The organism is Sphingopyxis sp. P1IMeth2 (genome assembly GCF_900185685.1).
GTDB classification, from domain to species: Bacteria; Pseudomonadota; Alphaproteobacteria; order Sphingomonadales; family Sphingomonadaceae; genus Sphingopyxis; species Sphingopyxis terrae_A.
The window spans coordinates 226,893-252,552 of record NZ_FYAT01000012.1; the positions used below are offsets into that span (position 1 = coordinate 226,893).

At 65.9% G+C, this 25,660-nt stretch carries 26 protein-coding genes; 11 read left to right on the forward strand and 15 right to left on the reverse strand.

The annotated features are described in order from the left end of the window. Positions 1-35: 35 nt before the first annotated feature. Positions 36-746, forward strand: coding sequence for an NAD(P)H-dependent oxidoreductase (locus tag P1IM2_RS07900; protein WP_186402063.1), 711 nt, complete (start codon positions 36-38; stop codon positions 744-746). Here P1IM2_RS07900 and P1IM2_RS07905 read toward each other — a convergent pair. The 5 genes from P1IM2_RS07905 to P1IM2_RS07925 all read right to left on the reverse strand — a co-directional run bounded on the left by P1IM2_RS07905 (position 743) and on the right by P1IM2_RS07925 (position 4,913). Continuing rightward, a complete protein-coding gene (locus tag P1IM2_RS07905; RefSeq protein WP_186402064.1) occupies positions 743-1,345 on the reverse strand; it encodes a GNAT family N-acetyltransferase in 603 nt (200 codons plus the stop codon). The genes P1IM2_RS07900 and P1IM2_RS07905 overlap by 4 nt on opposite strands. A gap of 42 nt (positions 1,346-1,387) precedes the next feature. Beyond that, a complete protein-coding gene (locus P1IM2_RS07910; protein WP_186402065.1) occupies positions 1,388-2,029 on the reverse strand; it encodes a class I SAM-dependent methyltransferase in 642 nt (213 codons plus the stop codon). Next, on the reverse strand, positions 2,026-3,252 hold the full coding sequence (locus P1IM2_RS07915; RefSeq protein ID WP_186402066.1) for a DUF3419 family protein: 1,227 nt from the start codon (positions 3,250-3,252) through the stop codon (positions 2,026-2,028). Before P1IM2_RS07915 ends, P1IM2_RS07910 begins: the two co-directional genes overlap by 4 nt. A gap of 159 nt (positions 3,253-3,411) precedes the next feature. After that, complete coding sequence (locus P1IM2_RS07920) at positions 3,412-3,867, reverse strand: hypothetical protein (protein ID WP_186402067.1); 456 nt, start codon at positions 3,865-3,867, stop codon at positions 3,412-3,414. Between the two features lie 56 nt (positions 3,868-3,923). Further along, positions 3,924-4,913 (reverse strand): threonine/serine dehydratase, encoded by a 990-nt coding sequence (locus tag P1IM2_RS07925; RefSeq protein WP_186402068.1) that lies wholly within the window; start codon positions 4,911-4,913, stop codon positions 3,924-3,926. A 67-nt stretch (positions 4,914-4,980) separates the two neighbouring features. On the opposite strand from P1IM2_RS07925, the gene P1IM2_RS07930 reads away from it, so the two are divergent. The 5 genes from P1IM2_RS07930 to P1IM2_RS07950 all read left to right on the forward strand — a co-directional run bounded on the left by P1IM2_RS07930 (position 4,981) and on the right by P1IM2_RS07950 (position 10,250). Then, a complete protein-coding gene (locus P1IM2_RS07930) occupies positions 4,981-6,189 on the forward strand; it encodes a saccharopine dehydrogenase family protein (RefSeq protein ID WP_186402069.1) in 1,209 nt (402 codons plus the stop codon). A 103-nt stretch (positions 6,190-6,292) separates the two neighbouring features. Continuing rightward, positions 6,293-7,381, forward strand: a complete 1,089-nt coding sequence (locus P1IM2_RS07935; RefSeq protein ID WP_062902607.1) for an alpha/beta fold hydrolase — start codon at positions 6,293-6,295, stop codon at positions 7,379-7,381. Next, complete coding sequence (locus tag P1IM2_RS07940) at positions 7,378-7,728, forward strand: DMT family protein (protein ID WP_003043688.1); 351 nt, start codon at positions 7,378-7,380, stop codon at positions 7,726-7,728. The genes P1IM2_RS07935 and P1IM2_RS07940 overlap by 4 nt, the downstream gene beginning before the upstream one ends. Before the next feature lie 13 nt (positions 7,729-7,741). Continuing rightward, the gene (locus P1IM2_RS07945) at positions 7,742-8,914 is read left to right on the forward strand and encodes a carboxynorspermidine decarboxylase (protein WP_186402070.1); all 1,173 of its coding nucleotides are present in this window, start codon (positions 7,742-7,744) and stop codon (positions 8,912-8,914) included. 145 nt (positions 8,915-9,059) lie between these two features. After that, positions 9,060-10,250 carry a type III PLP-dependent enzyme gene (locus P1IM2_RS07950; RefSeq protein WP_062902609.1) on the forward strand — a complete coding sequence of 397 codons (1,191 nt, stop codon included), beginning with the start codon at positions 9,060-9,062 and terminating at the stop codon, positions 10,248-10,250. A 79-nt stretch (positions 10,251-10,329) separates the two neighbouring features. Here P1IM2_RS07950 and P1IM2_RS07955 read toward each other — a convergent pair whose 3' ends face one another. Both P1IM2_RS07955 and P1IM2_RS07960 read right to left on the reverse strand, forming a co-directional pair. Then, positions 10,330-10,761 (reverse strand): EF-hand domain-containing protein, encoded by a 432-nt coding sequence (locus P1IM2_RS07955; RefSeq protein ID WP_062902610.1) that lies wholly within the window; start codon positions 10,759-10,761, stop codon positions 10,330-10,332. A gap of 91 nt (positions 10,762-10,852) precedes the next feature. Further along, positions 10,853-11,362, reverse strand: coding sequence for a hypothetical protein (locus P1IM2_RS07960; protein ID WP_186402071.1), 510 nt, complete (start codon positions 11,360-11,362; stop codon positions 10,853-10,855). 172 nt (positions 11,363-11,534) lie between these two features. Here P1IM2_RS07960 and P1IM2_RS07965 point away from each other — a divergent pair, with 172 nt between their 5' ends. The 5 genes from P1IM2_RS07965 (at position 11,535) to P1IM2_RS07985 (ending at position 15,791) form a co-directional block, all read left to right on the forward strand. Continuing rightward, positions 11,535-12,245, forward strand: coding sequence for a response regulator (locus P1IM2_RS07965; RefSeq protein WP_186402072.1), 711 nt, complete (start codon positions 11,535-11,537; stop codon positions 12,243-12,245). After that, positions 12,238-13,524, forward strand: a complete 1,287-nt coding sequence (locus tag P1IM2_RS07970) for an ATP-binding protein (RefSeq protein WP_234178767.1) — start codon at positions 12,238-12,240, stop codon at positions 13,522-13,524. Before P1IM2_RS07965 ends, P1IM2_RS07970 begins: the two co-directional genes overlap by 8 nt. 138 nt (positions 13,525-13,662) lie before the next feature. Next, positions 13,663-14,823: a CaiB/BaiF CoA-transferase family protein gene (locus tag P1IM2_RS07975; protein WP_186402074.1), complete on the forward strand. Its 1,161-nt coding sequence runs from the start codon at positions 13,663-13,665 to the stop codon at positions 14,821-14,823. A 91-nt stretch (positions 14,824-14,914) separates the two neighbouring features. Next, complete coding sequence (locus P1IM2_RS07980; RefSeq protein ID WP_058811540.1) at positions 14,915-15,346, forward strand: MAPEG family protein; 432 nt, start codon at positions 14,915-14,917, stop codon at positions 15,344-15,346. 10 nt (positions 15,347-15,356) lie between these two features. Next, entirely contained in the window at positions 15,357-15,791 is a 435-nt protein-coding gene (locus P1IM2_RS07985; protein ID WP_186402075.1) for an MAPEG family protein, read from the forward strand. On the opposite strand, the gene P1IM2_RS07990 is transcribed toward P1IM2_RS07985, so the two are convergent. Genes P1IM2_RS07990 through P1IM2_RS08025 form a run of 8 tightly spaced genes read right to left on the reverse strand, consistent with a single transcriptional unit; the run spans position 15,792 to position 25,616 of the window. Next, positions 15,792-16,991, reverse strand: coding sequence for a class I SAM-dependent RNA methyltransferase (locus P1IM2_RS07990; RefSeq protein ID WP_186402076.1), 1,200 nt, complete (start codon positions 16,989-16,991; stop codon positions 15,792-15,794). A gap of 14 nt (positions 16,992-17,005) precedes the next feature. After that, positions 17,006-18,364 (reverse strand): NAD(P)H-hydrate dehydratase, encoded by a 1,359-nt coding sequence (locus tag P1IM2_RS07995; RefSeq protein ID WP_186402077.1) that lies wholly within the window; start codon positions 18,362-18,364, stop codon positions 17,006-17,008. Positions 18,365-18,398: 34 nt separating this feature from the next. Beyond that, positions 18,399-18,785, reverse strand: a complete 387-nt coding sequence (locus tag P1IM2_RS08000; RefSeq protein ID WP_058811537.1) for a hypothetical protein — start codon at positions 18,783-18,785, stop codon at positions 18,399-18,401. Further along, the gene (gene ilvD / locus P1IM2_RS08005) at positions 18,782-20,641 is read right to left on the reverse strand and encodes a dihydroxy-acid dehydratase (RefSeq protein ID WP_186402078.1); all 1,860 of its coding nucleotides are present in this window, start codon (positions 20,639-20,641) and stop codon (positions 18,782-18,784) included. Before ilvD ends, P1IM2_RS08000 begins: the two co-directional genes overlap by 4 nt. A gap of 60 nt (positions 20,642-20,701) precedes the next feature. Then, on the reverse strand, positions 20,702-21,433 hold the full coding sequence (locus P1IM2_RS08010) for an N-formylglutamate amidohydrolase (protein WP_186402513.1): 732 nt from the start codon (positions 21,431-21,433) through the stop codon (positions 20,702-20,704). After that, the gene (locus tag P1IM2_RS08015) at positions 21,430-22,278 is read right to left on the reverse strand and encodes a 4-(cytidine 5'-diphospho)-2-C-methyl-D-erythritol kinase (RefSeq protein ID WP_186402079.1); all 849 of its coding nucleotides are present in this window, start codon (positions 22,276-22,278) and stop codon (positions 21,430-21,432) included. Before P1IM2_RS08015 ends, P1IM2_RS08010 begins: the two co-directional genes overlap by 4 nt. A gap of 7 nt (positions 22,279-22,285) precedes the next feature. After that, on the reverse strand, positions 22,286-23,917 hold the full coding sequence (locus tag P1IM2_RS08020) for a tetratricopeptide repeat protein (RefSeq protein WP_186402080.1): 1,632 nt from the start codon (positions 23,915-23,917) through the stop codon (positions 22,286-22,288). Positions 23,918-23,960: 43 nt separating this feature from the next. Next, entirely contained in the window at positions 23,961-25,616 is a 1,656-nt protein-coding gene (locus P1IM2_RS08025) for an electron transfer flavoprotein-ubiquinone oxidoreductase (RefSeq protein WP_186402081.1), read from the reverse strand. Positions 25,617-25,660: the final 44 nt, after the last annotated feature.

Sequence of the window (25,660 nt, forward strand, 5' to 3'; positions counted from 1 at the left end):
AGAGCCCTCTGTAACGTTGGAGCCGCAGGCGCCGAATGACGGCCATGCGCATCCTGATCGTCCACGCCCACCCTGAACCCCGCAGCTTCAACGGCGCGCTAACCGATAGCGCCCGCGCATTATTGCCGACAATCGGTCACGAACTGGTCGTGTCCGACCTCTATGCCATGGAGTGGGATCCGGTATCGGATCGACGCAATTTCAGGATACGCGCCAATCCGGAGCGATACGATCAGCAGGCCGAAGAGCGTTTCGCCGCATCCGCCGGCAGTTTCTCAAGCGACCTGCGCGCAGAGATGGACAAATTGCTGTGGGCCGACACGGTAATCTTTCAATTCCCCATCTGGTGGCTGGGAATGCCGGCAATCATGAAAGGGTGGATCGACCGCGTGTTCGCCGTGGGCGTCGCCTATGGCGGCGGCAAATGGCTTGACCAAGGGCGCCTGGCGCCGCGGCGAGCGATGCTGTCGGTTACGACCGGCGGCGGGGCGGCACCCTATTCGGATGACGGACTCTACGGCCCGATCGATCCCATACTCTATCCGATCCATCACGGAATTTTGCGGTTCTCGGGTTTTCAGGTGATCGAACCATTTATCGTATACGGTCCATCGCGAATGACCGAGCTTCAGCGCGCGGCGACGCTTGCCCAGTATCGGTTGCGACTGATGAACCTCGCGTCGGCGCCCACACTCCCTGTCATACACGCCGCCGACTATGAGAATTTCGTCCGACGCCAGGGCTAGGTCAGGACCGGTTGCCGCATCATGCCCCAGAAATGGGGGCCGCCGCCCGCAACGTCCCATTCGGCCTCGATCACGAAGCCAAGCCGCTCGTACAGCGGCACATTCTCGGGCGTCGCCGTTTCCAGCCAGCAAGGAAGGCCATCGGCATCGGCCACCGCCGTCTGCGCCCGGATGATCCGCCCGCCGTGCCCCTTTCCCTGATGATCGGGGCGCACGCCAACATAATGGAGATACCAGAAGCGCCGCCCTTTGGGCCGGTGCGCGTCGATGCTGCCCTGAACCTTCAGTCCGCGCGGGAGCGCCGTGCCGAAGGTTGCGATGAGTGGCAGCACGGTGCGCAAGAATTCCAGCCCGCCGCTGTGCGCTCGTCCCGGCCCACGCCACAGCGCCGCCGCCTCGCCCGCATCGGATCGCAGCGCTACGCCCGCGCGCATATCTGCGGGGACGAGCGTGCGGAACAGTCCGCGCAAGGCCCGCGCGCGATGGGCGGGGTCCGGCAGTATCCACGACAAGGCGGGATCGGTCTGGAATGCCTGCGCCAGCGTTTCGCCCACAACCGCTGCATCGCCGAGCCGCGCCGTCACGATTGCCTGCTCCATCGCCCACTCTCCCCCTGTTGCGCGCATGGGGATAGCAGTTTTTCAGCGCCGCGCGAGGCCCGCGCGGATCGCATATCCACGATAGAGCCGATCGCAGTTGACCCGTGCGGCGTCGGCCTCCCCCGCCAGGTTCGCGACCGCGATCGGCAGATCGGCGCGCGGCGCGACGTGAAAATGCGACAGCCAGCCGAACAGCAATCGGCGCCACAGGCCGGGCAATTCGTCCTGCTGGCCGAAATCGACAATCTCAAGCCGTCCACCCGGTGCGACGCAGCGCGCCGCTTGGGCGAGTGCCGCCCGCCAGTCGGGGATCATCGAAAGCGCATAGCTGATGAAGACGCGGTCGAAGGTAAGACGACCGAACAGCGCCACCGGGTCGAAATCGCACGCGTCGCCCCGAACGAGCGATGCCGCAATCCCGGCCTTTGCAAGCGATGCGTTGGCCTTTTCCAACATGGCCGCCGATATATCGATCCCGAACAGCTCGGCCTCGGGCCATGCCCGTCCGACGGCGATCAGATTGCGGCCCGTCCCGCAACCGATCTCGAGCACGCTGCCACCCGCCGGCGGCGCCAGATCGGCGATCAGCGCATCGCGGCCGAGCAGATAATATTTGCGCGTAGCATCATAGATGTGGCGCTGACCGCGATAGACGCGGTCCATCAACGCCCCATGGCCGCTCATATGCCGGCGTCCCGAAGCACATAGAGATGCACGCCGCCATATATCGCCGAGCGATCGCGGCGCGTGAAGCCCGCCGAGTCCTCGGCCCGATAGTCCCAGCGGCGCAGCAGATCGTCGGGCAGGCGCCCCGGCAGCAGGCTGGGTTCGGCCGCGGTGCGGAACAGCACGCGCGCGCCCGGCCGCGCGGTGCGCGTAACCTCGGTCCACAACGCCGCAAGCTGCGCGTTGCTCATCCAGTCCTGCGCGTCGAGGAAGACATAACGATCGAAGCTCGCGGCGTCCGACGCTGCCAGCATGTCGGTCATATTCGCGTGGAGCATCCCCACGCGCCCCGCCCGCGCCTTGACCGCATCATAATGGCGGGCCTGAAGATAGGGCGGCAGCGGCGCCCTATCATCCTTGGCGTAGCCGCGCCCGAACGCCTGCCAGGCGAAATAATTTTCGGCGAGCGGGAAATCGCAGGCCAGCTTTTCGAGCCGCGCGCGCAGGACGTCGGCCATCGGCTTGCCGCCCGCCAGGGCATCATATTGCGCCGGCGGAATGCCGAGCCCGAAAAGAGATGACCGCTGTGCCGTGACCCAGCGAATGAAGCCGCGGTCGAAAAAGGGCGCGAATTTCGCGTCGAAGATTGCCCGCTGTTCGGCGACGCTTTCCGCGGTCAGCAACACACGCGGATCAACGCCGTTCAGCCGCGCCGCCAGATGCGCAAGGCCGATGAAACTGCCGAGCAGGCCGCGCCGATAGACCCCGCGTGCGAAGCCCCCGATCCGGCGCCGTCCCGCGAGATCGCGCCCCTCCCAATAAGCCCGGCTGACCGCGTCGAGATGCGGCGCGATATAATGCTGGTAGTCGGCGATATTCAGCTTGCTGTCGGCATCGCCGAAAAAGCGGCGAAGGCTGGCATGATCAGGCAGACGCTCGACCGCCGTGCGCTTCAGATGATTGAGCGCGACATGCGCGGTGTTGAGATCGACCGCGACGATCTCGCCGGGGTCGGCGGTCAGATAGGAGAAGACGTTACAACCGCCGCTTGCGATCGTCGCGATCCGGTTGCCCGGTTCGATCGCAAGCGCCTCCATGTCGACCACCGGGTCTTCCCATATCTGGGCATAGACAAGGCCCTTGAAGGCCAGCGCAAAGGCGCGGTCGAGCAGGCGCTGTTTCTGGTCGGCATCCTCGCGCACGACGGCGGTGGCGATCTTGAGGTTTGCTTGGCTGGCCATCGGTCATGGTCTCCCGGAAAAGCAATGCATCCGGGGCCGCGCATGGCAGCCTATGTTGCGATTCCCGCGTCGTTTCGATGACAAATCGGCGACACGGACGAAAATTATGATCCTATCCCGACATCCCGGCAGAGGTCGGGCTGCCGGGATGGAGGCCAATTAGTCGCGGCAATAGCCCTCGCCGCTTTTCACGATCAGGCATTCCTTCTTGCCCGCCAGATATTTGAGGCCGGTATCGTCGCCGTTGCCGCGATGCAGGCTCAATTCCTCGTCGCCGCGCTTGAACTTGATGCCATGCTCGCTGTCCCAACCGTCATATGTGCCCTTGGTGTCGAGATCGGATTGCATCTCCAGCTTGTAATGCTCGGGTTCGGTCGGGGTGATGGTGACGTACATGCCCTCTACCCCCGTCCACTTTCCAGCCCAACTGGCAAAGCGGTGCGGTGCAGTAGCCGGATCGCTCCCGGCTGCGGTGTCAGCAGCATCGGCCGGCATTGCGGTTTCGACCGGAACCTCGGTCGTTTCGGTCTGTGTCGGGGCGGGCGCTTCGGCCTTCTGACAACCCGCGAGCAGGGCCATCGCCGCGGCGCTGGCCAGAACCATGGTCTTCGTCATCTTGCGTCTCCTTCGCCTTCGTAAACGCGCCAGCGCCGACAAATATCCTTGATGGCTCAGCCGGCAATGATCTCGGCATATTTTTGCGGATCGACATTGCCGCCCGACAGTGTCACCAGCGTCGCCTCGCCCGGCTCGACCTTTCCCGCAAGGACCGCCGCCAGCGCCGCCGCGCCGCCGGGTTCGACGACGAGATGAAGCTTTTCGAACGCAACGCGCATCGCGCGGCGCACTTCATCGCGCGTCACGACCACGCCGCGCACGCCCCGCGCCTGCAGCACCGCAAAATTGATCGGCCACGTCTGCGGCGTCTGCAACGCGTCGCATTCGGTCGGCGCCGCCAGATCCTCGACCGACAAGATTTTGCCGGCGGCGAGGCTGCGGGTTACATCGTCCCATCCTTCGGGTTCGACAGCGACGATCTCGGCATCGGGACAGGCGAGCGCCAGTCCCGCCGACAAACCGCCGCCGCCGCAGCAGGCGACGACCTTGTCGGGCCCCACAATGCCGCGCGTGGCCAGCTGAGCGCGCGCCTCGATCCCCACGCTCCCCTGCCCTTCGATGATCCACGGGTCCCCATAGGCATGGACGAGCGTGCCGCCGCGCTCGTCGAGCAACCTTGCGGCGACCGCATCGCGCGATTCGGTAACGCGGTCATAAAGCACGACGTCCGCGCCGAGCGCGCGTGTTGCCGCGAGCTTCATCTGCGGCGCGTTGTTTGGCATCACAATCGTCGCCTTGATCCCCAGCCGCTTCGCCGCCCAGGCGACACCCTGGGCATGGTTGCCGCTCGATACGCCAACCACACCTGCCGCCGCCTGATCTGGGGTCAGGTCGGTCAGCCGGTGCCACGCGCCGCGAATCTTGAACGCGCCGACCGGTTGCAGGCATTCGGCCTTGCACCATATCGTTCGGCCGCCAACATCGAGCGGCAGGAGCGGCGTTTGCGGCAGGAGTGCAGCGACTTTCGCCGCCGCGCGTTCCACTCCGGCGAGGCTCGGCGCGCGGTCAGGGCTGGGCAAGGGATCGGGGCTTTGCTGTGTCATGGCTTCGTCCTATAGGGCGCGGCATACAAGACAAGCGGCGATGATCGCCGCGACAGGAGATTTTCGAATGACCAAGGTTCTGGTGATCGGCGCCGGTGGCGTCGGATCGGTTGCGGTTCACAAGATGGCGATGAACCCCGATATCTTTCCCGACATCACCCTTGCCAGCCGCCGCAAGTTCAAATGCGATGCGATCGCCGAATCGGTCAAGGAACGCACCGGCGTAACGATCAAGACCGCCGAGGTCGACGCCGACCATATCGACGCGACCGCCGCGCTGATCCGCTCGGTGGGGGCGACGCATGTCGTCAACCTTGCCCTTCCCTATCAGGATCTCACGATCATGGAGGCGTGCCTGTCGACCGGCGCGCACTATCTCGACACTGCCAACTACGAGCCGCGCGACGAGGCGAAGTTCGAATATCACTGGCAGTGGGCCTATGACGACCGGTTCAAGGACGCCGGCCTGATGGCGCTGCTCGGCTCGGGCTTTGACCCGGGGGTGACGAGTGTGTTCACGACCTGGCTTCGCAAGCATCATTTCGACCGCATCGACACGCTCGACATTCTCGACTGCAACGGCGGCGACCATGGTCAGCATTTCGCGACCAACTTCAATCCGGAGATCAACATCCGCGAAGTGACCGCGGTCGCGCGCCACTGGGAAAATGGCGACTGGGTCGAAACACCGCCGATGTCGGTGAAGCAGCAATTCGACTTCGAGGCGGTCGGCCCGAAGAATATGTACCTCATGTATCATGAGGAAATCGAAAGCCTCAAAACCCATCTGCCCGAGATCAAGCGCATCCGTTTCTGGATGACCTTCGGCGATGCCTATATCCAGCACCTGACCGTGCTTCAGAATGTCGGCATGACGCGGATCGACCCGGTGATGTATGAAGGCAAGGAAATCATCCCGCTGCAGTTCCTGAAGGCCGTTCTCCCCGAACCGTCGAGCCTCGGCGAGACGACGAAGGGCAAGACCAATATCGGCGTCATCGCAACCGGCCTTGGCAAGGACGGCAAGGAAAAGACGCTCTATCTCTACAATATCTGCGATCATGAAGACGCCTATGCCGAGACGGGCAATCAGGCGGTCAGCTATACGACCGGTGTCCCCGCGATGATCGGCGCGGCGATGATGGTCACCGGCACCTGGTCCGGCAAGGGGGTGTTCAACATGGAACAGATGGACCCCGACCCCTTCATGGACATGCTGATGAAGCACGGCCTGCCCTGGCAGGTGAAGGAACTCGACGCGCCGCTGGATTTCTGACGCCACGTCTTTCAATTTCGTCATTCCCGCGACAGCGGGAACCCGGTAGCAACGTCTGAACTGGGTTCCCGCTTTCGCGGGAACGACGAGGGTTGGATCATCGATGAGACTTCGAATAGCCGCACTTGCTCTGCTCGCGGCCTGCGTCGCCCCCGCTGCCGCCCAAACCGACGACGCCTATGCTCCCGCGCGCGCCATTGTTGCCGACATCGGCAAGATCGTCACGCCGAACGGTGTGCAGGAGACGTTCGAAGCGACGCTGGGCGGCGCGCGGCAGGTTGTGAACGTGCGCGGCGCGGACCGCGACAACCCGATTCTCGTTTTCGTTCACGGTGGCCCCGGCGCCGTCGAAATGCCTTTTGCATGGGCATTCCAGCGGCCGTGGGAGGACGTTTTCACGGTCGTCCAGTACGACCAGCGCGGCGCCGGGCGCAGCTATCCGCTGAACGATCCGGTGGCGCTCGCGCCGACGATGACGCCCGAGCGTTACCGCGACGACGCCATCGAATTGATCGAACTGCTGAAGACACGCTATGGCAAGCGCAAGGTCGTCCTGATGGGCCACAGTTGGGGCTCGATCGTCGGCCTGTCGGTTGCGGTCAAACGCCCCGATCTGCTCTACGCCTATGTCGGCGTCGGCCAAGGCATAGATTTTCGCGAGGGCGAGAAAGCCGGCATGGCCTGGACACGTGCAAAGGCGCTGGCCGCCGGGAACAAGGAGGCCGTTGCAGCGATCGACGGCCTCGCGCCCTATCCGCAGGGCAACTTCACGATCGAGAAAGCCGATGGCTGGCGCAAATATGCGATCCCCTACGGCTCGCTGATCTACAACAAGCCCGATCTGAAATATTATTTCCAGACCCCACGGCTTTCGCCCGAATATTCCGCCGCCGACGTTCAGGCGTGGGGCAAGGGCAGCGAATTTTCGGTAAAGACGCTGTGGCCGCGTCTTGCCGATGTGAGCTTCCGGGGTGTGCACAGGATGGACGTCCCGGTGATCTTCCTGCTCGGCCGCCACGACTATACCGTTCCTTCACCGGTCGCCGCCGACTGGTTCGCGCAGGTCAAGGCGCCGTCGAAGACGCTCGTGTGGCTCGAACATTCTGCGCATATGCCGATGGTCGAAGAGCCGGGACATTTCTTTGCCGCATTGCTGAACGACGTGCTGCCGCTGACGAAAGAGAAGAAATGATCGCCTATCTTCTGCCGATCGGCCTGCTGTTCGTCTCGAACATCTTCATGACCTTCGCCTGGTACGGCCACCTCGGCGACATGTCGCGGCCGATCTGGCTCGCGGTGCTGCTCGCCTGGGGGCTGGCCTTCTTCGAATATTGCCTGGCCGTTCCGGCGAACCGGATCGGCTATAGCGTCTACACCGCCGCCGAACTCAAGACCTTGCAGGAAGTGATCACGCTCATCATCTTTGCGGGCTTCGCGGTCTTCTGGCTCGGCGAGAAGCTGACGGTGAATCATCTCGTCGGCTTTTCACTGATCGCGGCGGGCGCCTTTTTCATCTTCAAGGGGCCGATCGCGGCCTGACAGGAACGATATCATGGAAACCCGTGCCGGCGACCCCGGAGCCTTCGCCCATTTTGACCTAAACCGCGTCCCTTCACCGGCCTTCGTCGTCGATGCGGCGAAGGTTCGCGCGAACCTGTCGGTCCTCCGCCACATCGGCGACGCGTCGGGCGCGCGGGTGCTTGCCGCGCTCAAGGCCTTTTCGATGTGGCCGCTCGGCCCGACGGTTGCGCACTATCTCGACGGGGTGTGCGCCTCGGGGCTTTACGAAGCCAAGCTCGGCCGCGAGGAATATGGCGGCGAGGTTGCAACCTATTGCGCAGGCTACAAGGAAGTGGATCTGCCCGAAATAGCGGCGCTGTCCGATCATCTGATCTTCAATTCGCCGGGACAGATTGCACGCTTCCGTCCGCTGCTCGCCGAATTGCGCGCCAAGGGTGTGACCTTCGATGTCGGGCTGCGCATCAATCCGCAGCATAGCGAAGGCGATGTCCCCAAATATGACCCCGCGGCGCCGTGCAGCCGGCTCGGTTTTCCGATCAGCCAGCTTTTGCCCGAACATATGGACGGTGTGGATGGCGTGCATATGCACACGCTGTGCGAGCAGGATTTCCCTCCGCTCGCGCGCACCTGGGCGGCGGTCGAACCGATGCTGCGTCCCTTTTTCCGCCAGCTCAAATGGATCAATTTCGGTGGCGGCCACCATGTGACGCGCGCCGACTATCAAACGGATGACCTAATCGCCTTCCTGAAGCAGGTGCGCGCATCGACCGACTGCGACGTGATGATCGAACCCGGCGAAGCCGTCGCGCTTGATGCGGGCATCCTCGTCGGAGAAGTCCTTGACCTGTTCGACAATGGGATGGCGATCGGCATCACAGACATTTCCGCAACCTGCCACATGCCCGACGTCATCGAGGCGCCCTATCGCCCGGCGATGCTGGGGGAGGAAAGCACGGGCAAGCCGGTTCGGCTCGGCGGCCCGTCCTGTCTCGCCGGCGATGTGATCGGCGATTACCGGCTGCCCGGTGGCGCGCGCATCGGCCAGCGCTTCGCCTTCCTCGATCAGGCGCATTATTCGATGGTGAAGACGAACAGCTTCAACGGCGTCCCGCTGCCATCTATCTGGCTGTGGGATAGCGAGAGCGACGAACTGACGGAGATACGGCGCTTTTCCTATGAGGATTTCAAAGCGCGGCTCGGCTGAACGCCAGAAGTTAACGCGCGGTCCGATATGGGTCTTTACAGGGGGGACCCCCCGCCATATATGCGCACCCCGCTGCCCCAGGGGGACTTCCAATAACCGCAAGGCAGCCTTTGATGTTTAACGTTAATTTTGGGGGTCCCTTGAGTTGCACCAGCATCATAGCGCCCACGGGCTGATTCAGGCACTTTCGCCGGTCGAACCTGTTACGCTTGTCCGCCCGCACGCCGCGCGGCGCGCAGCGCGTTTCTTCATCGAGCGATTTCCCGGCACGACCATGTATGCGGTCAAGGCGAATCCGTCGCCCGATCTGCTGCGCGTGCTGTGGGATTCGGGCGTCACCCATTTTGACGTCGCCTCGATCGCGGAAGTGCGTCTCGTTGCCCGCACGCTGCCCGGCGCCACCTTGTGTTTCATGCACCCGGTCAAGGCCGAAGAAGCCGTCCACGAAGCCTATTTCAAATATGGCGTGCGCACCTTCTCGCTCGACACGATGGACGAACTTCAAAAGATCGTCCGCGCGACCGAGGGCGCGCAGGATCTCAACCTGCTCGTCCGTCTGCGCGTCTCGTCCGATCATTCGAAGCTGAGCCTCGCCGCCAAATTCGGTGCCGAGCCCGAAGATGTCGCCGAACTGCTGATGGCGACCCGTCAGGCGGCCGATGCTCTGGGCATCTGCTTCCACGTCGGCAGCCAGGCGATGACGCCGCACGCCTATGCGCAGGCGATGGAACGTGTGCGCGCGGCAATCGTGGCGGCCGCGGTGACGGTCGATATCATCGATGTCGGCGGCGGCTTTCCGTCGTCCTATCCGGGCATGGAGCCTCCGCCGCTCGACGCCTATTTCGACACGATCCACCGCAGCTTCGAGAGTCTGCCGATCAGCTATTCGGCCGAGCTGTGGTGCGAACCGGGCCGCGCGCTGTCGGCTGAATATAGCTCGCTGATCGTGCGCGTGGAAAAACGCCGCGGCGAAGAGCTTTATATCAACGACGGTGCCTATGGCGCGCTGTTCGATGCCGCGCATGTCGGTTGGCGCTTCCCCGTTTCGCTGATCCGCGAGACGGCGAGCGACGAGATGACGGCGTTCAGCTTCTATGGTCCGACGTGCGACGACCTCGACCATATGGCGGGCCCCTTCTATCTCCCGGCCGATGTGAAGGCCGGCGATTTCATCGAGATCGGCATTCTCGGCGCCTATGGCTGCGCGATGCGGACGCGGTTCAATGGCTTCGGTGCCGAGGAAACCCACGTCGTCAGCGACGAACCGATGGTGAGCCTCTACACCGGCGAAGTCGAGCAGGAACGCCGCAGCGCGACGGTGACCAAGCTCTTCTGAGCCAGCGGAAAAAGCCAAACGAAAAAGGGCTGGCGCAGCGATGCGCCAGCCCTTTTTTCCATTGCGCCCGCAGGTCGGGCTACCGCGCTTTCGCCTTTTGCCCCAACGCCTGCAGTTCGGCCTTGCTGACCTGATTGTCGCGGTTGCTGTCGGCGGCATCGAACATCGGCATCGGCCCGCCGACGAACTCGGCGCGCGAGATGCGACCGTCGCGATTCTTGTCGAAATCGCGGCGCAGCTGCGTCATGCGGTCGCCATCCCAGCGCGACCGCGCCAGCGCGGGCAAGTCGTCCCTGCTGAAATAGCCATCGCCGTTGCGATCCATCTTCGCCCAGCGGCCGACGCGATAGTGCTGAAACTCTGCGCGGCTTACGGCGCCGTCGCCATTGCGGTCGGCGTCGCGCAATTCCTGCGCAGCGCGTTCGAAATCGCCGCCGGGCGCGGCCAGCGCACCCATTGCCGGAAGAAACGCCGCAAAGGCGGCAAGCGGCAAGACAGTCCTGATTCGCATAAATATCCTGATAGCGTCTCGATGCCGTTACGGGAGGGGCGATGGGGACGCCCCTCCCAACCGGGGTGGGTCTGGAGGGGGGAGGCCCCGGTTAACGGCAGGGGATGACGGCGCCCGACGCGTCGGTGCAAGTTCCGCTGTGAACAGGCTTGCCCGTCGCGGGATCGATCGTCGTCGATCCCGAATAGCTGGTGCCGGTTGCCGAATTGGTGGCGCTCGTCGAACGACCGCCCGACCAGCTTCCGTCGGCTGCGCGCGCGACGGCGCCGCTGCTGTCGAAGGTGCCGCGCGCGCCGGTGGCCGACGCGCTGCCGCTGTGGGTCAGCGAACCGTCGGGTTTTACCGTCGTCGTCGACTGGCGCCTGCCCTTGCTTCCATTGGCACCGCGGAACGCACCGCCCGAGCGCGTGGTCACCGATCCATCGCCGTTCTGTACAGCGCCGCGGCCGCGGATCACGCCGCCCTTCGGCCCTGCGCTGCCGGCGACGACGCCGTTCGAACCGCGGGCGCGGAACGAACCCTGCCGAGCATCGGCGGTGGTAACGGCGGCAAGCGCAGCGGTCGCGACGAAGGCGGTCAAAATGCGGGAGGGGGTGTTCATCGGTTTCATCCTTCCTGATGGTGAAGACCAGCGTCCAATGCCCCTGCCCTGTATCGCGGCGATGTCGGCCAAACGCGACTGTGCGGCAAAATGCGACACAGGTGCCGCTTCGACATGCTTTGTCACATCTTTGGTTCTGGCGACGGTGCCACCGGGCTGGCATGTCGGGTCCATGGACGCCAAGCCACCCCGCATCCTGATTGTCGACGACGATCCCGAACTGCGCGCATTGCTCCAGCGCTTTCTGGCCGAGCATGGTTTTGCCGTACGCGCGGCCGACGGCGGCAAGGCGATGGATATCAGCCTGACGCGCGATCCGGCCGATCTGATCGTGCTTGATCTGATGATGCCGGGCGAAGACGGGCTGGCGATCGTGCGCCGGCTGCGCGAGCGCGACGAGACGATCCCGATCATCATGCTGACCGCGCGCGGCGATCCGGTCGATCGCGTGCTCGGCCTGGAAATGGGCGCCGACGATTATCTCGGCAAACCCTTTCTCCCGCGCGAACTGGTCGCGCGCATCAATGCGCTGCTTCGCCGTCTTTCGACTGACCGGGCAACGCTGCGCGACGAGGTGGTGACCATCGGGCCCTTCGTCATCAACTTTTCCGCCATGTCGGTGCGCCGCGAAGATCAGGCGCTGACGCTCTCGTCGCGCGAATTCGCACTGCTCGCCGCGCTCGCGCGGAGCGCCGGACGGCCGCTCAGCCGCGCGCAGTTGATCGACCGCGCGCTCGGGCGCGACGCCGAAGTGACCGACCGGGCGATCGACGTGCAGATCGGCCGTCTCCGCAAGGCGATTGGCGATGATGCCGCCAATCCCCGCTTCATCCGGACAATATGGGGCGTCGGCTATGTGCTGGCGCCGGGCACCGATGCTTAGGCGGCTGTTCAGTCGCAACGTCGCGATGCTGATCGGCGTCGTGCTCGCGGGGCAACTGCTCGCCGGGCTGCTGGTGCAGATATGGGTGATCGGCCCGCAAACGACACGCGTCGCCGACGTGACCGCCGACATGATCCATGCGCTGTCGACGACAGTGGGAAATCTGCCAGCCGATCGCCGCGCAGCCGTGATCGCCGACCTCAGCGACGGATCGCATTTGCTGATCCGCCCCGTTTCCGCTCCCCCGACCGACGGGCAGCGTTTTCCCACCTTCATCGAATATAGGTTCATGCGGGCGCTCGCCGCGCGCCTGACGACACAGCACAAGCTCGACTGGATTACCGACACGCGCGGGCGGCTGTGGATCAGGCTTGCGCTCGGCCCCGATGATTATTGGGTGAGCGTGACACCGCCGCGTCGGCGCAGCGCGATGACCAGCCTGCTCGCCGCGCTTGCGGCGGCCTTCCTCGTCGCGACAATCGCCGGCCTGTTCCTGCAGCGCCGGCTCGATCGCCCGCTGCGCCGTCTCGCCGCTTCGGTCGACGCCTATGACCCCGAACGCCTGTCGCCGCTCGTTGCGACCGACGGCCCGGCCGAGGTCGCGGCGGTTGCGACCGCCTTCAACCGGCTGACCCAGCGCCTGGCCCGCAACGATGCCGACCGCGCGTTGATGCTGGGCGGCGTCAGTCACGACCTGCGCACCCCGCTTACCCGTCTTCGCCTGTCGCTCGAGATGATCCGCGGCGACGACGAGCTCAAAAATGTCGCGGTGCGGCAGGTCGACCGCATCGAAGCCATGCTCGGCCAATTTCTCGATTTCGCGCGGGGGTTCGAATCCGAAACGATCGCGCGCACCGATCTCGCGCCGCTGCTGCGCCAGATCGTCGCCGATTGCGGGGCAACGGACGGCGCGACAATATCGCTCGGCGACAATATCGTCATCCGTACGCGCCCGCACGCGCTGGCCCGTGCTGTCGCCAACCTGCTCGGCAACGCGCTGCGCCACGGCGCCGCACCGATATCACTTACCGCCCGGATCGCGGGCGACCGGCTGCGCATCGTGGTCCGCGATGCCGGGCCGGGGCTGTCCGCCGGCCAGGCCGAAGCGATGCTGCGCCCCTTCGCCCGCGGCGATAGCGCACGCGGCGGCGACGGTGCGGGGCTCGGGCTGGCGATCACCGACCGCGCGGTCCGGGCGATCGGCGGACGCTTGCACTTTGCCCGCGACAGTGAGGGCTTCGCCGCGACCATCGACCTTCCGCTCGCAATAGACAATTGATCCGCTGGCGGATTTGCCCTTCCGTTTTGTTCCGCAACCATTCTATCGTGGCGGCGCAAAGCAGATGGGAGGACAAGCAATGCGGACGTCATCAGCACGATCGAGATGGCGGCGTGCGCAGGCAGGGCGCGCGCGGGCATGACCATGTTGTCAGGCATCCGCATCATCGACCTGACCACGGTCATCTTCGGCCCCTATGCCACGCAGATGCTCGCCGATCTTGGAGCGGAGGTCATCAAGGTCGAGGCCCCGGGCCTCGGCGACGTATCGCGCTATCTGGGGTCCGCGCGCAGCGACCCGACGATGGGATCGATCCATCTGACCGTCAATCGCGGCAAGCGCTCGATCGCGCTCGATCTCAAGCAGCCCGCCGATGCCGCCGTGCTGCGCGATCTGATCGCCGGGGCTGACGTCTTCTTCCACAACGTCCGCAGCAAGGCGATCGAGCGGCTCGGTTTCGACTATGCGAGTTGCAAGGCGCTGAAGGACGATATCATCTACGTCCATGGCACCGGCTTCGGCCAGAATGGCCCCTATGCCGACCTCCAGGCTTATGACGACGTCATCCAGGCGGCGACGGGGACGACCAGCCTCTTGCCGCGCGTCGATGGCGACCCGCGGCCCCGCTATTTTCCCTCGCTGATCGCCGACAAGATCGCAGGCCAGTTCGGCGCGCAGGCGATTCTCGCCGCGCTGGTCCACAAATTGCGCACTGGCGAAGGCCAGGCCGTCGAAGTCCCGATGTTTGAATGTTTCGCGGCCTTCATGCTCACCGAACATCTGCGCGATGCCGCGCTCGACCCGCCGATCGGACCTGCCGGCTATCCGCGCCAGCTCGATCCGAGCCGCCAGCCCTTCCCCACCGCCGACGGCTATCTGGCGATCGTACCCTATACGCCCGAATCGACCGCGCGGCTGATGACCTTGCTGGGCAGCGAGGCGCTGCTCGTAAGTCCGGCGTTCGAGGCGGCGCGCGCCGCCGGAACCCATATGTCGCTCGTCTATGCCGAAATCGCGCGCAAGACGCCGGCGAAGACCAGTGCCGAATGGCTGGAAATCTTTGCCGCCAACGATATCCCGGCGATGGTGGCGCGCGATCTCGACGATGTGATCGACGATCCGCATTTGCGCGCCTCGGGCTTCTTCCACCGGCGCGAGCATCCCGACGTCGGCTCCTTTTTCGAGATGCGCTCGCCCGTGCGCTATGGCTCCGCGCCGCATGTCGAACCCCGCTTCGCGCCGCGGATCGACGGCGACGGAGCCGCGATCCGCGACGAATTGGCGCGCGGCGCTCCCTGACATCAGTTTCCGTTGCATATTGCGACGCACGCCCTAGCATCGCGCGCAGGCGGCCAGGTCGTGAACGAGCCGCGAGGACAAGGGGGACTTTATGCCAGGAAATCTGCTGGCGGCCGGCGCGGTGCTCGTGCTCTGGACGCTCATCATGCTCGTCTGGGTTGCGGCAACGCGCTTCCCGGCGATGGCGAAGGCCGGAATCGACGTCAAAACGGCGCAGCCCGGCGGTCGCGGCGCCGATCTGGAGCCGGTGTTGCCGCCCGGCGTGAACTGGAAATCGCACAATTACACGCATCTGCTCGAACAGCCGACGCTCTTCTATGCGGTGATCGTCTTTCTGCACCTGTCGGGTGGTGACACGGCGCTGACGCAGGGCTTCGCCTGGGCTTATGTCGTGCTGCGCATCGTGCACAGCCTGTGGCAGGCGACGGTCAACCGGGTTCCGGTGCGTTTCGCGCTGTTTGCACTATCGACATTCTGCCTGCTCGCGCTGTCGGTGCTGGCCGTTATCGCAACCTTGGGCTGAGGGGGATATCATGGACACGAATGCAATATTGGGGCCGGTCGCGACGCTCGCGCTCTGGTCGATGGCCATGTGGGTGTGGATGTATGCGACGCGCATCCCCGCGATGAACCGCGCCAAGATCGACGCGAAGAATCTGGTCGGTACGACCGGGCGCGGGCTCGACGAGGTGCTTCCGCCCGAGGTGCAGTGGAAAGCCCATAATTATAACCATCTGATGGAACAGCCGACGGTCTTCTATGCCGTCGCGCTAGCGCTCGCGGTCGGCGGCATGGGCGGCGGGCTGAATGCCCAGATCGCCTGGGCCTATGTCGGCCTGCGTATCGTCCACAGCATTGTGCAGGCGACGGTCAACCGCGTGATGTGGCGCTTTGCCATCTTCGCGCTCGCCAGTCTCGCGCTGATCGCGCTATGTCTGCATGCCTTCATGGGTTTCGTGCTGCATTGATCAGCGACTGAACCGCGCGGCCAGTTCCACATGGGTCGACCAGCGGAACTGGCCGACGGGTTGCACCCAGTCGAGTCGATAGCCGCCCGCGACAAGCAACTTCGCGTCGCGGGCAAAGCTCGCCGGATTGCAGCTGACATAAGCGATCACGGGCGTCGCCGCGGCGGCAAGCTGCTTCACCTGCTCCTCGGCGCCGGCGCGCGGCGGGTCGAGGATCACGGCGCCGAAGCGGTCGAGCTCCGCAGGCACCAGCGGCCGCCGGAACAGGTCGCGATGCTCGGTCGCGACCAGCGCCCGCGCGCGGTTTGCGGCCCCCGTCAGCGCAGCGATCGCATCGCGCGCGCCCTCGGCGGCGTAGACTTTCCGTCCCGCCTGCACCGATAGCGCGAAGGTGCCCACGCCCGCGAACAGATCGGCCACCGCAGGCGCATCGCCGATTGCCTCGCGCACCGCGCCGAGCAGAGCCGCTTCGCCCGCAGTCGTCGCCTGCAGAAAGGCAAAGGGCGGCACTTCCACGGCAATGTCGCCGAAGCACACCGTCGGCGGTTCGGGTTGCCACAGGATTTCGAGCCCGTCGCCCTGATCGATGGCGAACCGCGCGAGCGCATGGGCGCCGGCAAAATCCTGCAGCGCCATCGCGGCATCGAGCCCCTCGGCCTTCACGCCTTCGAGGATGAGTTCGACGCCCTGATCGAGCCGTTGCAGCTTGACCTTCACCGGGCGCCGCTGCGGCGCGATAAGTCCGAGCAGATCGCGGATCGGAGCGATCAGCGCGAAGAGTTCGGGCGCGAGCAACGGACATTCGCGCATGTCGACGATCTGATTGCTCTGCGCGGCGTTGAAGCCGATCGCGACCTGTCTGCCCGCCTTGATCGCGGTGAGGACCGCGCGGCGGCGGCTATGGGGCGGCGACAGACGCGCGAGGCGGACATCGCCCGCCGTCACCTGCTGACCGGCGAGCGCCCCGGCAACGCGCTCGCGCACGAAATCCGCAAGCGCCGCCTCGCTGACATGCTGGAGCTGGCAGCCGCCGCATTTGCCGAAGTGTCGGCAGACCGGAACCGCGTGGTTCGGCCCGGCGACGAGCGTTCCGTCGGCGGCCACTTTGTCGCCCGGAACTCCGCCCGCGACATGGCGACCGTCGGCGGTTACGCCGTCGCCGCGCGCGGCGATGCGGACAATCAGGTCGGTTTCGGTCACGGGTGTAGCTTTCGTCAGAACGGCGCGGCAACAAGATCGTCGGCGACAAGGCCGGCGCCTATACGCCGCGCCTGCGCAATATGCCAGCCGACGGCTGCGACCGCGGCATCGAAGGGGTCGCCGCCGCGCGCCAGCATCGCGCCGCACGCCCCCGCCAGGACATCGCCGGTCCCCGCCGTCGCAAGCCAGGGGCTCCCGGGCCAGGCCGCGCATATCCGCCCATCGGGCGCGGCGACCACCGTGTCGGCGCCCTTGTAGATCACGACGGAGCGCGCCCGTGCCGCCGCGGCACGCGCTCGGTCGATCTTGCTGCCGGTCGCTTCCGGAAAGGCGCGCGCGAACTCGCCCGCGTGCGGGGTCAGGATCGCGCTCCTGTCTCCGCCTTCGAGATTCGGAAGCGCGGCCGGGATCGCCGCCGCATCGAGCACCACCGGCGTCCGGCTTGCCAGCGCGGCGGCTAGTTGTTCATCGAGTGCATCGCCGGCGGGAAAGCCGGGGCCGATGACGAACGCGCCGACACGCGGATCGCCGAGCCGCCGGGCAAAGGCGTCGCCCTCTTCGGCGATGATCGCCGACAGCGGCGCCGGGCGATCGCTTTCGAGCACGACATAGCCCGCCCCGGCGCGCAGCGCCGCCGACGCACTCAGCGCCGCCGCGCCCGGCATCGGACCGGACGCGACCAGGACCATGCCGCGGCTATATTTATGCGCATCGGCGGCGGGCGCCCCGCGCGTCGGAGCAGGCAGCGTCTGCATATGGCGGTCCGCCGCAATCCCGATCGGTGCCAGCAGACAGCGCCCGCAGGCGGGTGCGGTCGGCAGCAGCACATGCGCGGGCTTGAGCGCGCCGAGCGCCAACGTCACGTCGGCAGCGAGCGGCGGCAGCCAGTCGGCGTCGCCGTCGCTCGCAACCCCGCTCGGCACATCGACGGACAATATCCGCCGCTCGGAAAAGCGCCGCAACATCGCTGCCAGATCATCGGCCAGCGGCCGCGTCAGCCCGGCGCCGAACAGCGCGTCTACGATCAATGGCGCCGCAGCCGTTTCGTCGCTCAGGCTTTCGACGGGTCCGTCCCAGGCATCGCGCGCGGCCTTGGCCAGATCGGTGGTGGGCAGGCCAAGCGCGGCAACCCTCACCGCCGCGCCGCGCGCCTTGAGCCGGCGCGCCGCGACATATCCGTCGCCGCCATTATTGCCCGGCCCGCAAAGGATCAGGATCGGCGCGCCTGCCGTCATGCGCCAGGCGAGATCGGCGACCGCGGCGCCCGCGCGCTCCATCAAATCCCCAAGCGACACGCCCGCGCGCACCGTCGCGGTCTCGGCCTCGCGCATCGCGGCAGCGGTCAGGATCGGTGCATCGGCGGGAACGGACATGCCCTTTCCTACCATGCGAGCGGGAAAAGTCGCGCTACTTCGCTCCGCCGGTGTTGGCAGGCAGCCGGTAGCGGTCGGGGCCAACCGCAACCTCTATCACCCCGTCGCCGATCACCGTCACCTTCGCCGGATCGACGCCATCGGCCGAAACGACCCCGCGGCCATCGGTTGTCACCTGCAGGCGGCGGTAGCCGCTGTCGCTGCGGCCGACGATCAGGATGGTGCCGTCGGCGCTGCTCATTTCGGCGATGGTGCAGGTGCGGTCGAACAGCTTGGCGCCGCCAAGCGCGCAGTCGATCCGTCCGCTGATCGCGGCGTCCTTCGACCCCTGCGCTTCGGCCTCTGCCAGCGCGCCATTGTCGGGACCGGCATTGCAGCCCGCCAGAACGAGCAGCAGCCCTGCCCCCGCGATAGATTTCATCCCTTGCCCTTCAACTGCGACAGGTCGCGCACGGCGCCGCGCGCCGCACTCGTCGTCATCGCAGCATAGGCCTGAAGTGCTACCGAAACCTTGCGCGGGCGCGCCTTTTCGGGTTGCCAGGCAGCCTCACCTTTGGCCTCCATCGCGGCGCGTCGCGCCGCCAGTTCGGCGTCGGGGACCGCCAGCGTGATTGTGCGGCTCGGGATGTCGATCTCGATCCTGTCGCCATTTTCGACCAGTCCGATCGTGCCGCCTTCGGCCGCCTCGGGCGACACGTGGCCGATCGACAGCCCCGACGTGCCGCCGGAAAATCGCCCGTCGGTGATCAGTGCGCATGCGGCGCCCAGCCCCTTCGATTTGAGGTAGCTCGTGGGATAGAGCATTTCCTGCATCCCCGGCCCGCCCTTGGGCCCTTCGTAGCGGATGACGACGACGTCGCCCGCCTCGACCTGTCCGGTCAAAATGCCCGCTACCGCCGCATCCTGGCTTTCATAGACCTTCGCCGGGCCGGCAAATTTCAGAATCTTCTCGTCGACCCCGGCGGTCTTCACGATGCAGCCGTCGAGCGCGAGATTGCCCGACAAGACGGCGAGGCCGCCATCCTTGCTGAACGCGTGGGTGGCTGAGCGGATCACGCCATTTTCGCGGTCGAGGTCGAGCGAATCCCAGCGCCGGTCCTGACTGAACGCCGTCTGCGTCGGCACTCCCCCGGGAGCCGCGAGGTAGAAGGTCTGCACCGCCGGATCGTTGGTGCGCGCAATGTCCCATTTATTGAGCGCGTCGCCCAGCGTCGCGCTGTGCACCGTCGGCAGATGCGCGTGGAGCAACCCCGCGCGTTCAAGTTCGCCAAGGATCGCCATGATCCCGCCCGCGCGGTGAACATCCTCCATATGGACGTCGCTCTTCGCAGGCGCGACTTTCGACAGGCACGGCACGCGGCGCGACAGCCGGTCGATGTCGTCCATCGTGAAATCGACCTCTGCCTCATGCGCGGCGGCAAGCAGGTGGAGCACGGTGTTCGTCGATCCGCCCATCGCGATGTCGAGGCTCATCGCATTTTCGAACGCCTCGAAACTCGCGATGCTGCGCGGCAATACCCGCTCGTCCCCTTCTTCATAATAGCGGCGGCACATGTCGACGATCATCGCGCCGGCGCGCAGGAACAGGGCCTTGCGATCGGCATGCGTCGCGAGCTGCGATCCATTGCCGGGCAGCGACAGGCCCAGCGCTTCGGTCAGGCAGTTCATCGAATTGGCGGTAAACATGCCCGAACAGCTGCCGCAGGTCGGACAGGCGGACCGTTCGACCGCCGCAACCTCTTCGTCGCTATAGGCTTCGTCGGCTGCGACGACCATCGCATCGACCAAGTCGAGCGCGACCTCCTTGCCCTTCAGAACCACCTTGCCGGCCTCCATCGGCCCGCCCGACACGAACACCACGGGAATATTGATCCGCAGCGCCGCCATCAGCATCCCGGGCGTAATCTTGTCGCAGTTGGAGATGCAGATCATCGCGTCGGCGCAGTGCGCGTTGACCATATATTCGACGCTGTCGGCGATCAGGTCGCGGCTCGGCAGCGAATAGAGCATGCCATCATGCCCCATCGCGATGCCGTCATCGACCGCGATGGTGTTGAATTCCTTGGCGACACCGCCCGCCGCTTCGATCTCGCGCGCGACCATCTGCCCCAGATCCTTGAGGTGGACGTGGCCGGGCACGAACTGGGTGAAGCTATTGACCACCGCGATGATCGGCTTGCCGAAGTCGCTGTCCTTCATTCCCGTTGCGCGCCACAGGCCGCGCGCGCCCGCCATGTTGCGGCCGTGGGTGGTGGTTCGCGAACGATAAGAAGGCATTTTAGCGTCTTTCTGATAATTTTATTTCATAAAATGGCGACAGAAGGCGCCTCTACACGCCTAACGCGGTAGAATCAAACCCAGTTTCCGGCCCATATTGGACAGCCGCTGCGCCCAGAGCGCATGCCCCGGCGGATCGCCGACCAGGTCCTGCCGCATCTCGATCCCGACATAGGGGATGTCATTCGCCTCGGCGTGGCGGTTCATCGTCGCGTTGAGCAGCTTGCCCGAATAGGGAAGCTGGTCGCCGACGATCAGCCCCTCGTCGCCGAGCGCTGCGATCGCTGCGGCCGCCAACCGCGCGTCCTCGTTATAGAGAACGCCGACATGCCACGGCCGCGCCTGCGCCGGATCGCTGGCGAGCGTGGGGGTGAAGCTGTGCAGCGAAAGGATCATCGCGGGCCGGCGCGCGGCGATCACCGCCGCGATATGATCGTGATAGGGGCGGAAAAAGCGCGCAATCCGTGCCTCGCGTCCGGCATGATCGAGCGCGTTGCCGGGGATCGCATGGCCGTCGCTGGCGATAGGCACCGCGCCCGGCGCATCCTCGTCGCGATTGCAGTCGACGACCAGCCGCGACACGCCGCCCAAAATCGCCGCGTCGACCGCGCCGTTCCGGACGAGCAACGCCGCGACTTCCGCAACGCCGATGTCGATCGCGATATGCTGCGACAGCAGCGCGGGGTCGATGCCGAGGTCGATGTCCGCCGGCACGGCCGCCGACGCATGATCGCCGATCAACAGCACCCCGCCGACGCGCGGCGTACCTAGTTGTTGCCACGCCTCGCTCATCGCAGCGCCCCCGTCATCTGCCACCAGCCGGGATGGCGCACGGCGATTGCCGCCGCCGCGGCATCGCGTTCGGCGGGCGCGTCGAACAGCGCGAAACAGGTTGCCCCCGATCCCGACATGCGCGCGAGCCACGGGCCCAGCCCGCCAAGCTCGGTCAATATGTCGGCGATCGCCGGGCATTGCGCGATCGCCGGGCGCTGCAAATCATTGCGCGCCGCAAACAATTGCGCGCGCAGGTCGGCGCCGGTGAACAGCGGGCCGCGATCAGTGCCGTCCCAGGCCGCGAACACCGGCCCGGTCGCGACGGGGGCGCGCGGATTGACCAGCAGCACCGGAGTCCCGCCCAGCGCCAGTTCGGGCACAGGGCTGAGTTCGGCGCCGGTCCCGACGCCAAGGCAGGTCGCGCTGGCGACGCAGGCGGCAATATCGGCGCCGAGCGTGCCGACGAGCCGCGCGAGCGCCGCATCGCCGACGTCGGGCAGAAAATGCGCCCGCACCAGCCGCGCCATCGCCGCCGCATCGGCCGAGCCGCCGCCGATCCCCGCCGCAACGGGCAATGTCTTGGTCAGGCGGACGGCAAGCGGCGGCACGCGAGCCGCGCCATAGCGATCACGCAGCAAGGCGAGCACGCGCAGCACCAGATTGTCGGCGCCGGCGCTCAGCCCGTCGCCGAACGGCCCTTCGATGGTCAGATCATCGGCGTCCGACACCGCCGCCGCAATCGCATCGCCGCCGTCGACGAACGCGAACAATGTCTCGATCTCGTGATAGCCGTCGGCGCGCCGCGCCCGCACGTGCAGCGCGAGGTTGATCTTTGCCCAGCCGGTCTCGTGGAACAGGGTCATGGCGCGATCAGGGCGCGGTCGTCTGCGGCGTAAGCCCGCCTTCGAGCTTTGCCGCGACGCGCGCCGCCATATCCTCTTCGGCGAGCAGTGCCGCGGCCCGCCACGTATAGCGCGCGCGGAAGCGTTGCCCCGCCTTCCAATAGGCGTCGCCCAGATGCTCGACAATCACGGCATTTTCGGGCTCGCCCTGCTGCGCCTGTTCGAGCAGTTCGACGGCCTTGTCGGTGCGTCCGGTCAGAAAATAGGCCCAGCCGAGCGAGTCGGTGATGCTCGCATTCTGCGGGTCGGCCTTCCATGCCGCCTCGATCTGGCCGAGCGCGCGATCGACATCGATCCGCCGCTCCAGCGCGGAATAGCCGACAAAATTCAGGATCGTCGGGTCGTTTGGGCGCAGCGCGAGCGCGCGTTGCATCAGCGGCGCCGCCCCGTCCCCATCCTTCGCCTGCAGCCGCAGTTCGGCGCGCGCCACAAGCAAGGTCGCACGCAGCGGAGCGCTGTCGTCGCCATCGCCGAGCGCGGCTTCGAGCCGCGTATAGGCCCGCTCGGCCGCCGCGGCATCGTCGCTCTGCCGCGCCAGATCGGCGAAACGGACGAGAAGGCTGCGCGGCGCATCGCCCGCGACGGCGTCCTCGGCCATCTTCACCGCCGCCGCACGATCACCCTCCTCCGCCGTCAGTTCGGCAAGGCGCATCCGCAACACCGGCGGCAGGGGTCCGCGAAGACCGGCAAGAAAGGCAGCGCCGTCGGCGGCACGATCGCTGCGCGCCAAGGCGTCGGCGAGCGCGCTGCGCGCGGTCCAGTCCTGATCGTTGAGCCAGGTCGCAGCGCGCGCGAAAGTCAGCGGCAGGCGTGCATTGCTCTTGGGTAACCGCGCAAGCGTGTCGGCGACGAGCGCCAGCCAGTGGGCGGCGCCGGCCCGCGGGTTAGTCACCGCCTGTTCGGGCAGCAAGAGCAGAGGATCCTCGCGCTCACCCGCCGCCAGTGCAATGCGCGACCGCAGCGTCCCCGCCGCATCCTTCTCCCGCGCAGCATCGAGGCTGGCGACAAGGCGCAGCGCGACGAGCTGGCTCAGCCGGTCGGTCGGGGTTGTTTCCAGGGCAGCGGCCACGGCGGCATCACTTTGTCCGGCCGCAAGCTGAACCAGCGCCGCTTCGAGCGCATAGGCGGGTTCGGGGCGCCCGCGCGTCGCGGCGGCCACCAGCGCGCGTTCGGGCTGGCGCGCGCGCTGCCCGGCATCAACCCATGCGCCCAGCGCCGGATCGATCAGGCGCGATATCGCATCGCCGCCCGACTTGTCGTCCTGCGCCGTCCCCAGAAGGGCGCGCGCGCCCTTCCAGTCGCTGCGCCGCATCGCGTCGACGACGAGCACGAGCCGCGCGTCGAACCGCTGCTCGCCGCTCGCCCACAGCGCCGCCGCTGCACTGCGCGCTGCGATGAGGTCGCCGGCGTCGATGGCGCGCTCGAGCATTTCGGCGCGCAAGCCCGGCAGATCGGGCGCCTGGCTTGCGAGCGATTGCAGCGCCGCCAGCGCCTCGGCGGGATTGCCTGCTTCTTCGGCAAGCCGCGCCCGGACAAGCGCGTCGAGCGCTGCCTGATCGGGATCGACCGCCGCCATCGCAGCGGGCGCCGCAGCCACCATCAGGGTGGCCGCCAGCGGCGCGAGAATCGATCGGCGAGCGAACTTACATATTGGGATAATTGGGGCCTCCGCCGCCTTCGGGGGTGACCCAGTTGATATTCTGGGTCGGATCCTTGATGTCGCACGTCTTGCAATGCACGCAATTCTGCGCGTTGATGACGAAGCGCGGTTCGCCCTCATCCTGACCGACAACCTCATAGACGCCGGCCGGGCAATAACGCTGCGCGGGCTCGTCATACATCGGCAGATTATATTCGATCGGGATCGTCGGATCCTTGAGCTGCAGGTGGATCGGCTGATCTTCCTCATGGTTGGTGTTCGAGAGGAACACCGAGGACAACCGGTCAAAAGTCAGCACCCCGTCGGGCTTCGGATATTCGGGCTTGGGCATCATATCGGCGCGATAGAGCGTCGTGTTGTCGGGGTGATGCTTCATCGTGAACGGCATGCGGATGCCGAAGCTTTCGAGCCACATGGTCATCCCCGACAGGACCGTCCCCGCCAGATCGCCGAATTTTTCGACCAGCGGCAGCACGTTGCGGACGACACTCAGCTCCTTCTTCACCCAGCTGTCGTCATAGGCGTCCTGATAGGCGGTCAGCGTATCGCCCGAACGACCGGCACTGACCGCAGCGAAAGCCGCTTCGGCCGCCATCATCCCCGACTTCATCGACGTGTGCGTGCCCTTGATGCGCGGCACGTTGAGGAAGCCGGCGCTGTCGCCGATCAGCGCGCCGCCCGGAAAGGCGAGCTTCGGCACCGACTGGTAGCCGCCGTCGCTGATCGCGCGCGCGCCGTATGAGATGCGCTTGCCGCCCTTCAAAATCTTCGCGATCTCGGGGTGCGTCTTCCACTTCTGCATCTCCTGGAAAGGGGAGATGTGCGGGTTGCGGTAGTTGAGCCAGGTCACGAAGCCCAGCGCTACCTGCCCGTTCGCCTGATGATAGAGGAAACCGCCGCCATTGGCGTTGGCATCGAGCGGCCAGCCCTGCGTGTGGATGACGCGGCCGGGGGCGTGATTTGCGGGATCGATGTCCCACAATTCCTTGATGCCGATGCCATAGACCTGCGGCTCGCAATCGGCGTCGAGTGCGAACTGCGGCTTCAGCATCTTGGTGAGGTGGCCGCGCACGCCTTCGGCAAAGAAGCTATATTTCGCATGGAGCTCAAGCCCCGGCGCATAGTCGGGCTTGTGGCTGCCGTCGCGCGCGATGCCCATGTCGCCGGTGGCGACGCCCTTCACCGACCCATCGTCGTTGTACAGGATTTCCGCGGCGGCAAAGCCGGGGAAGATTTCGACGCCCAGCCCTTCGGCCTGTTCGGCCAGCCAGCGACAGAGATTGCCGAGGCTGCCCGTATAGGTGCCCTTGTTGTGCATGAAGCCGGGCGTAATCAGATGCGGGACGGAGATTTTCTTCTTCTTCGTCAGCACCCAATGCTGATTGTCGTTCACCGGCACGTCGGCGAGCGGACAGCCCTGGTCGCGCCAGTCGGGAAGCAGCTCGTCGAGCGATTTGGGATCGATCACCGCTCCCGACAGGATATGCGCGCCGACTTCGGACCCTTTTTCGAGCACGCAGACCGACAGCTCACTGCCCGCTTCGTTCGCGAGTTGCTTCAGGCGGATCGCCGCCGAAAGGCCCGCCGGCCCTGCCCCGACGATCACCACGTCATAAGGCATCGATTCCCGTTCGCTCACCTCAAAGCCCTTTCTGCCGTCCCCGCCGCGATCATTCATCGTAA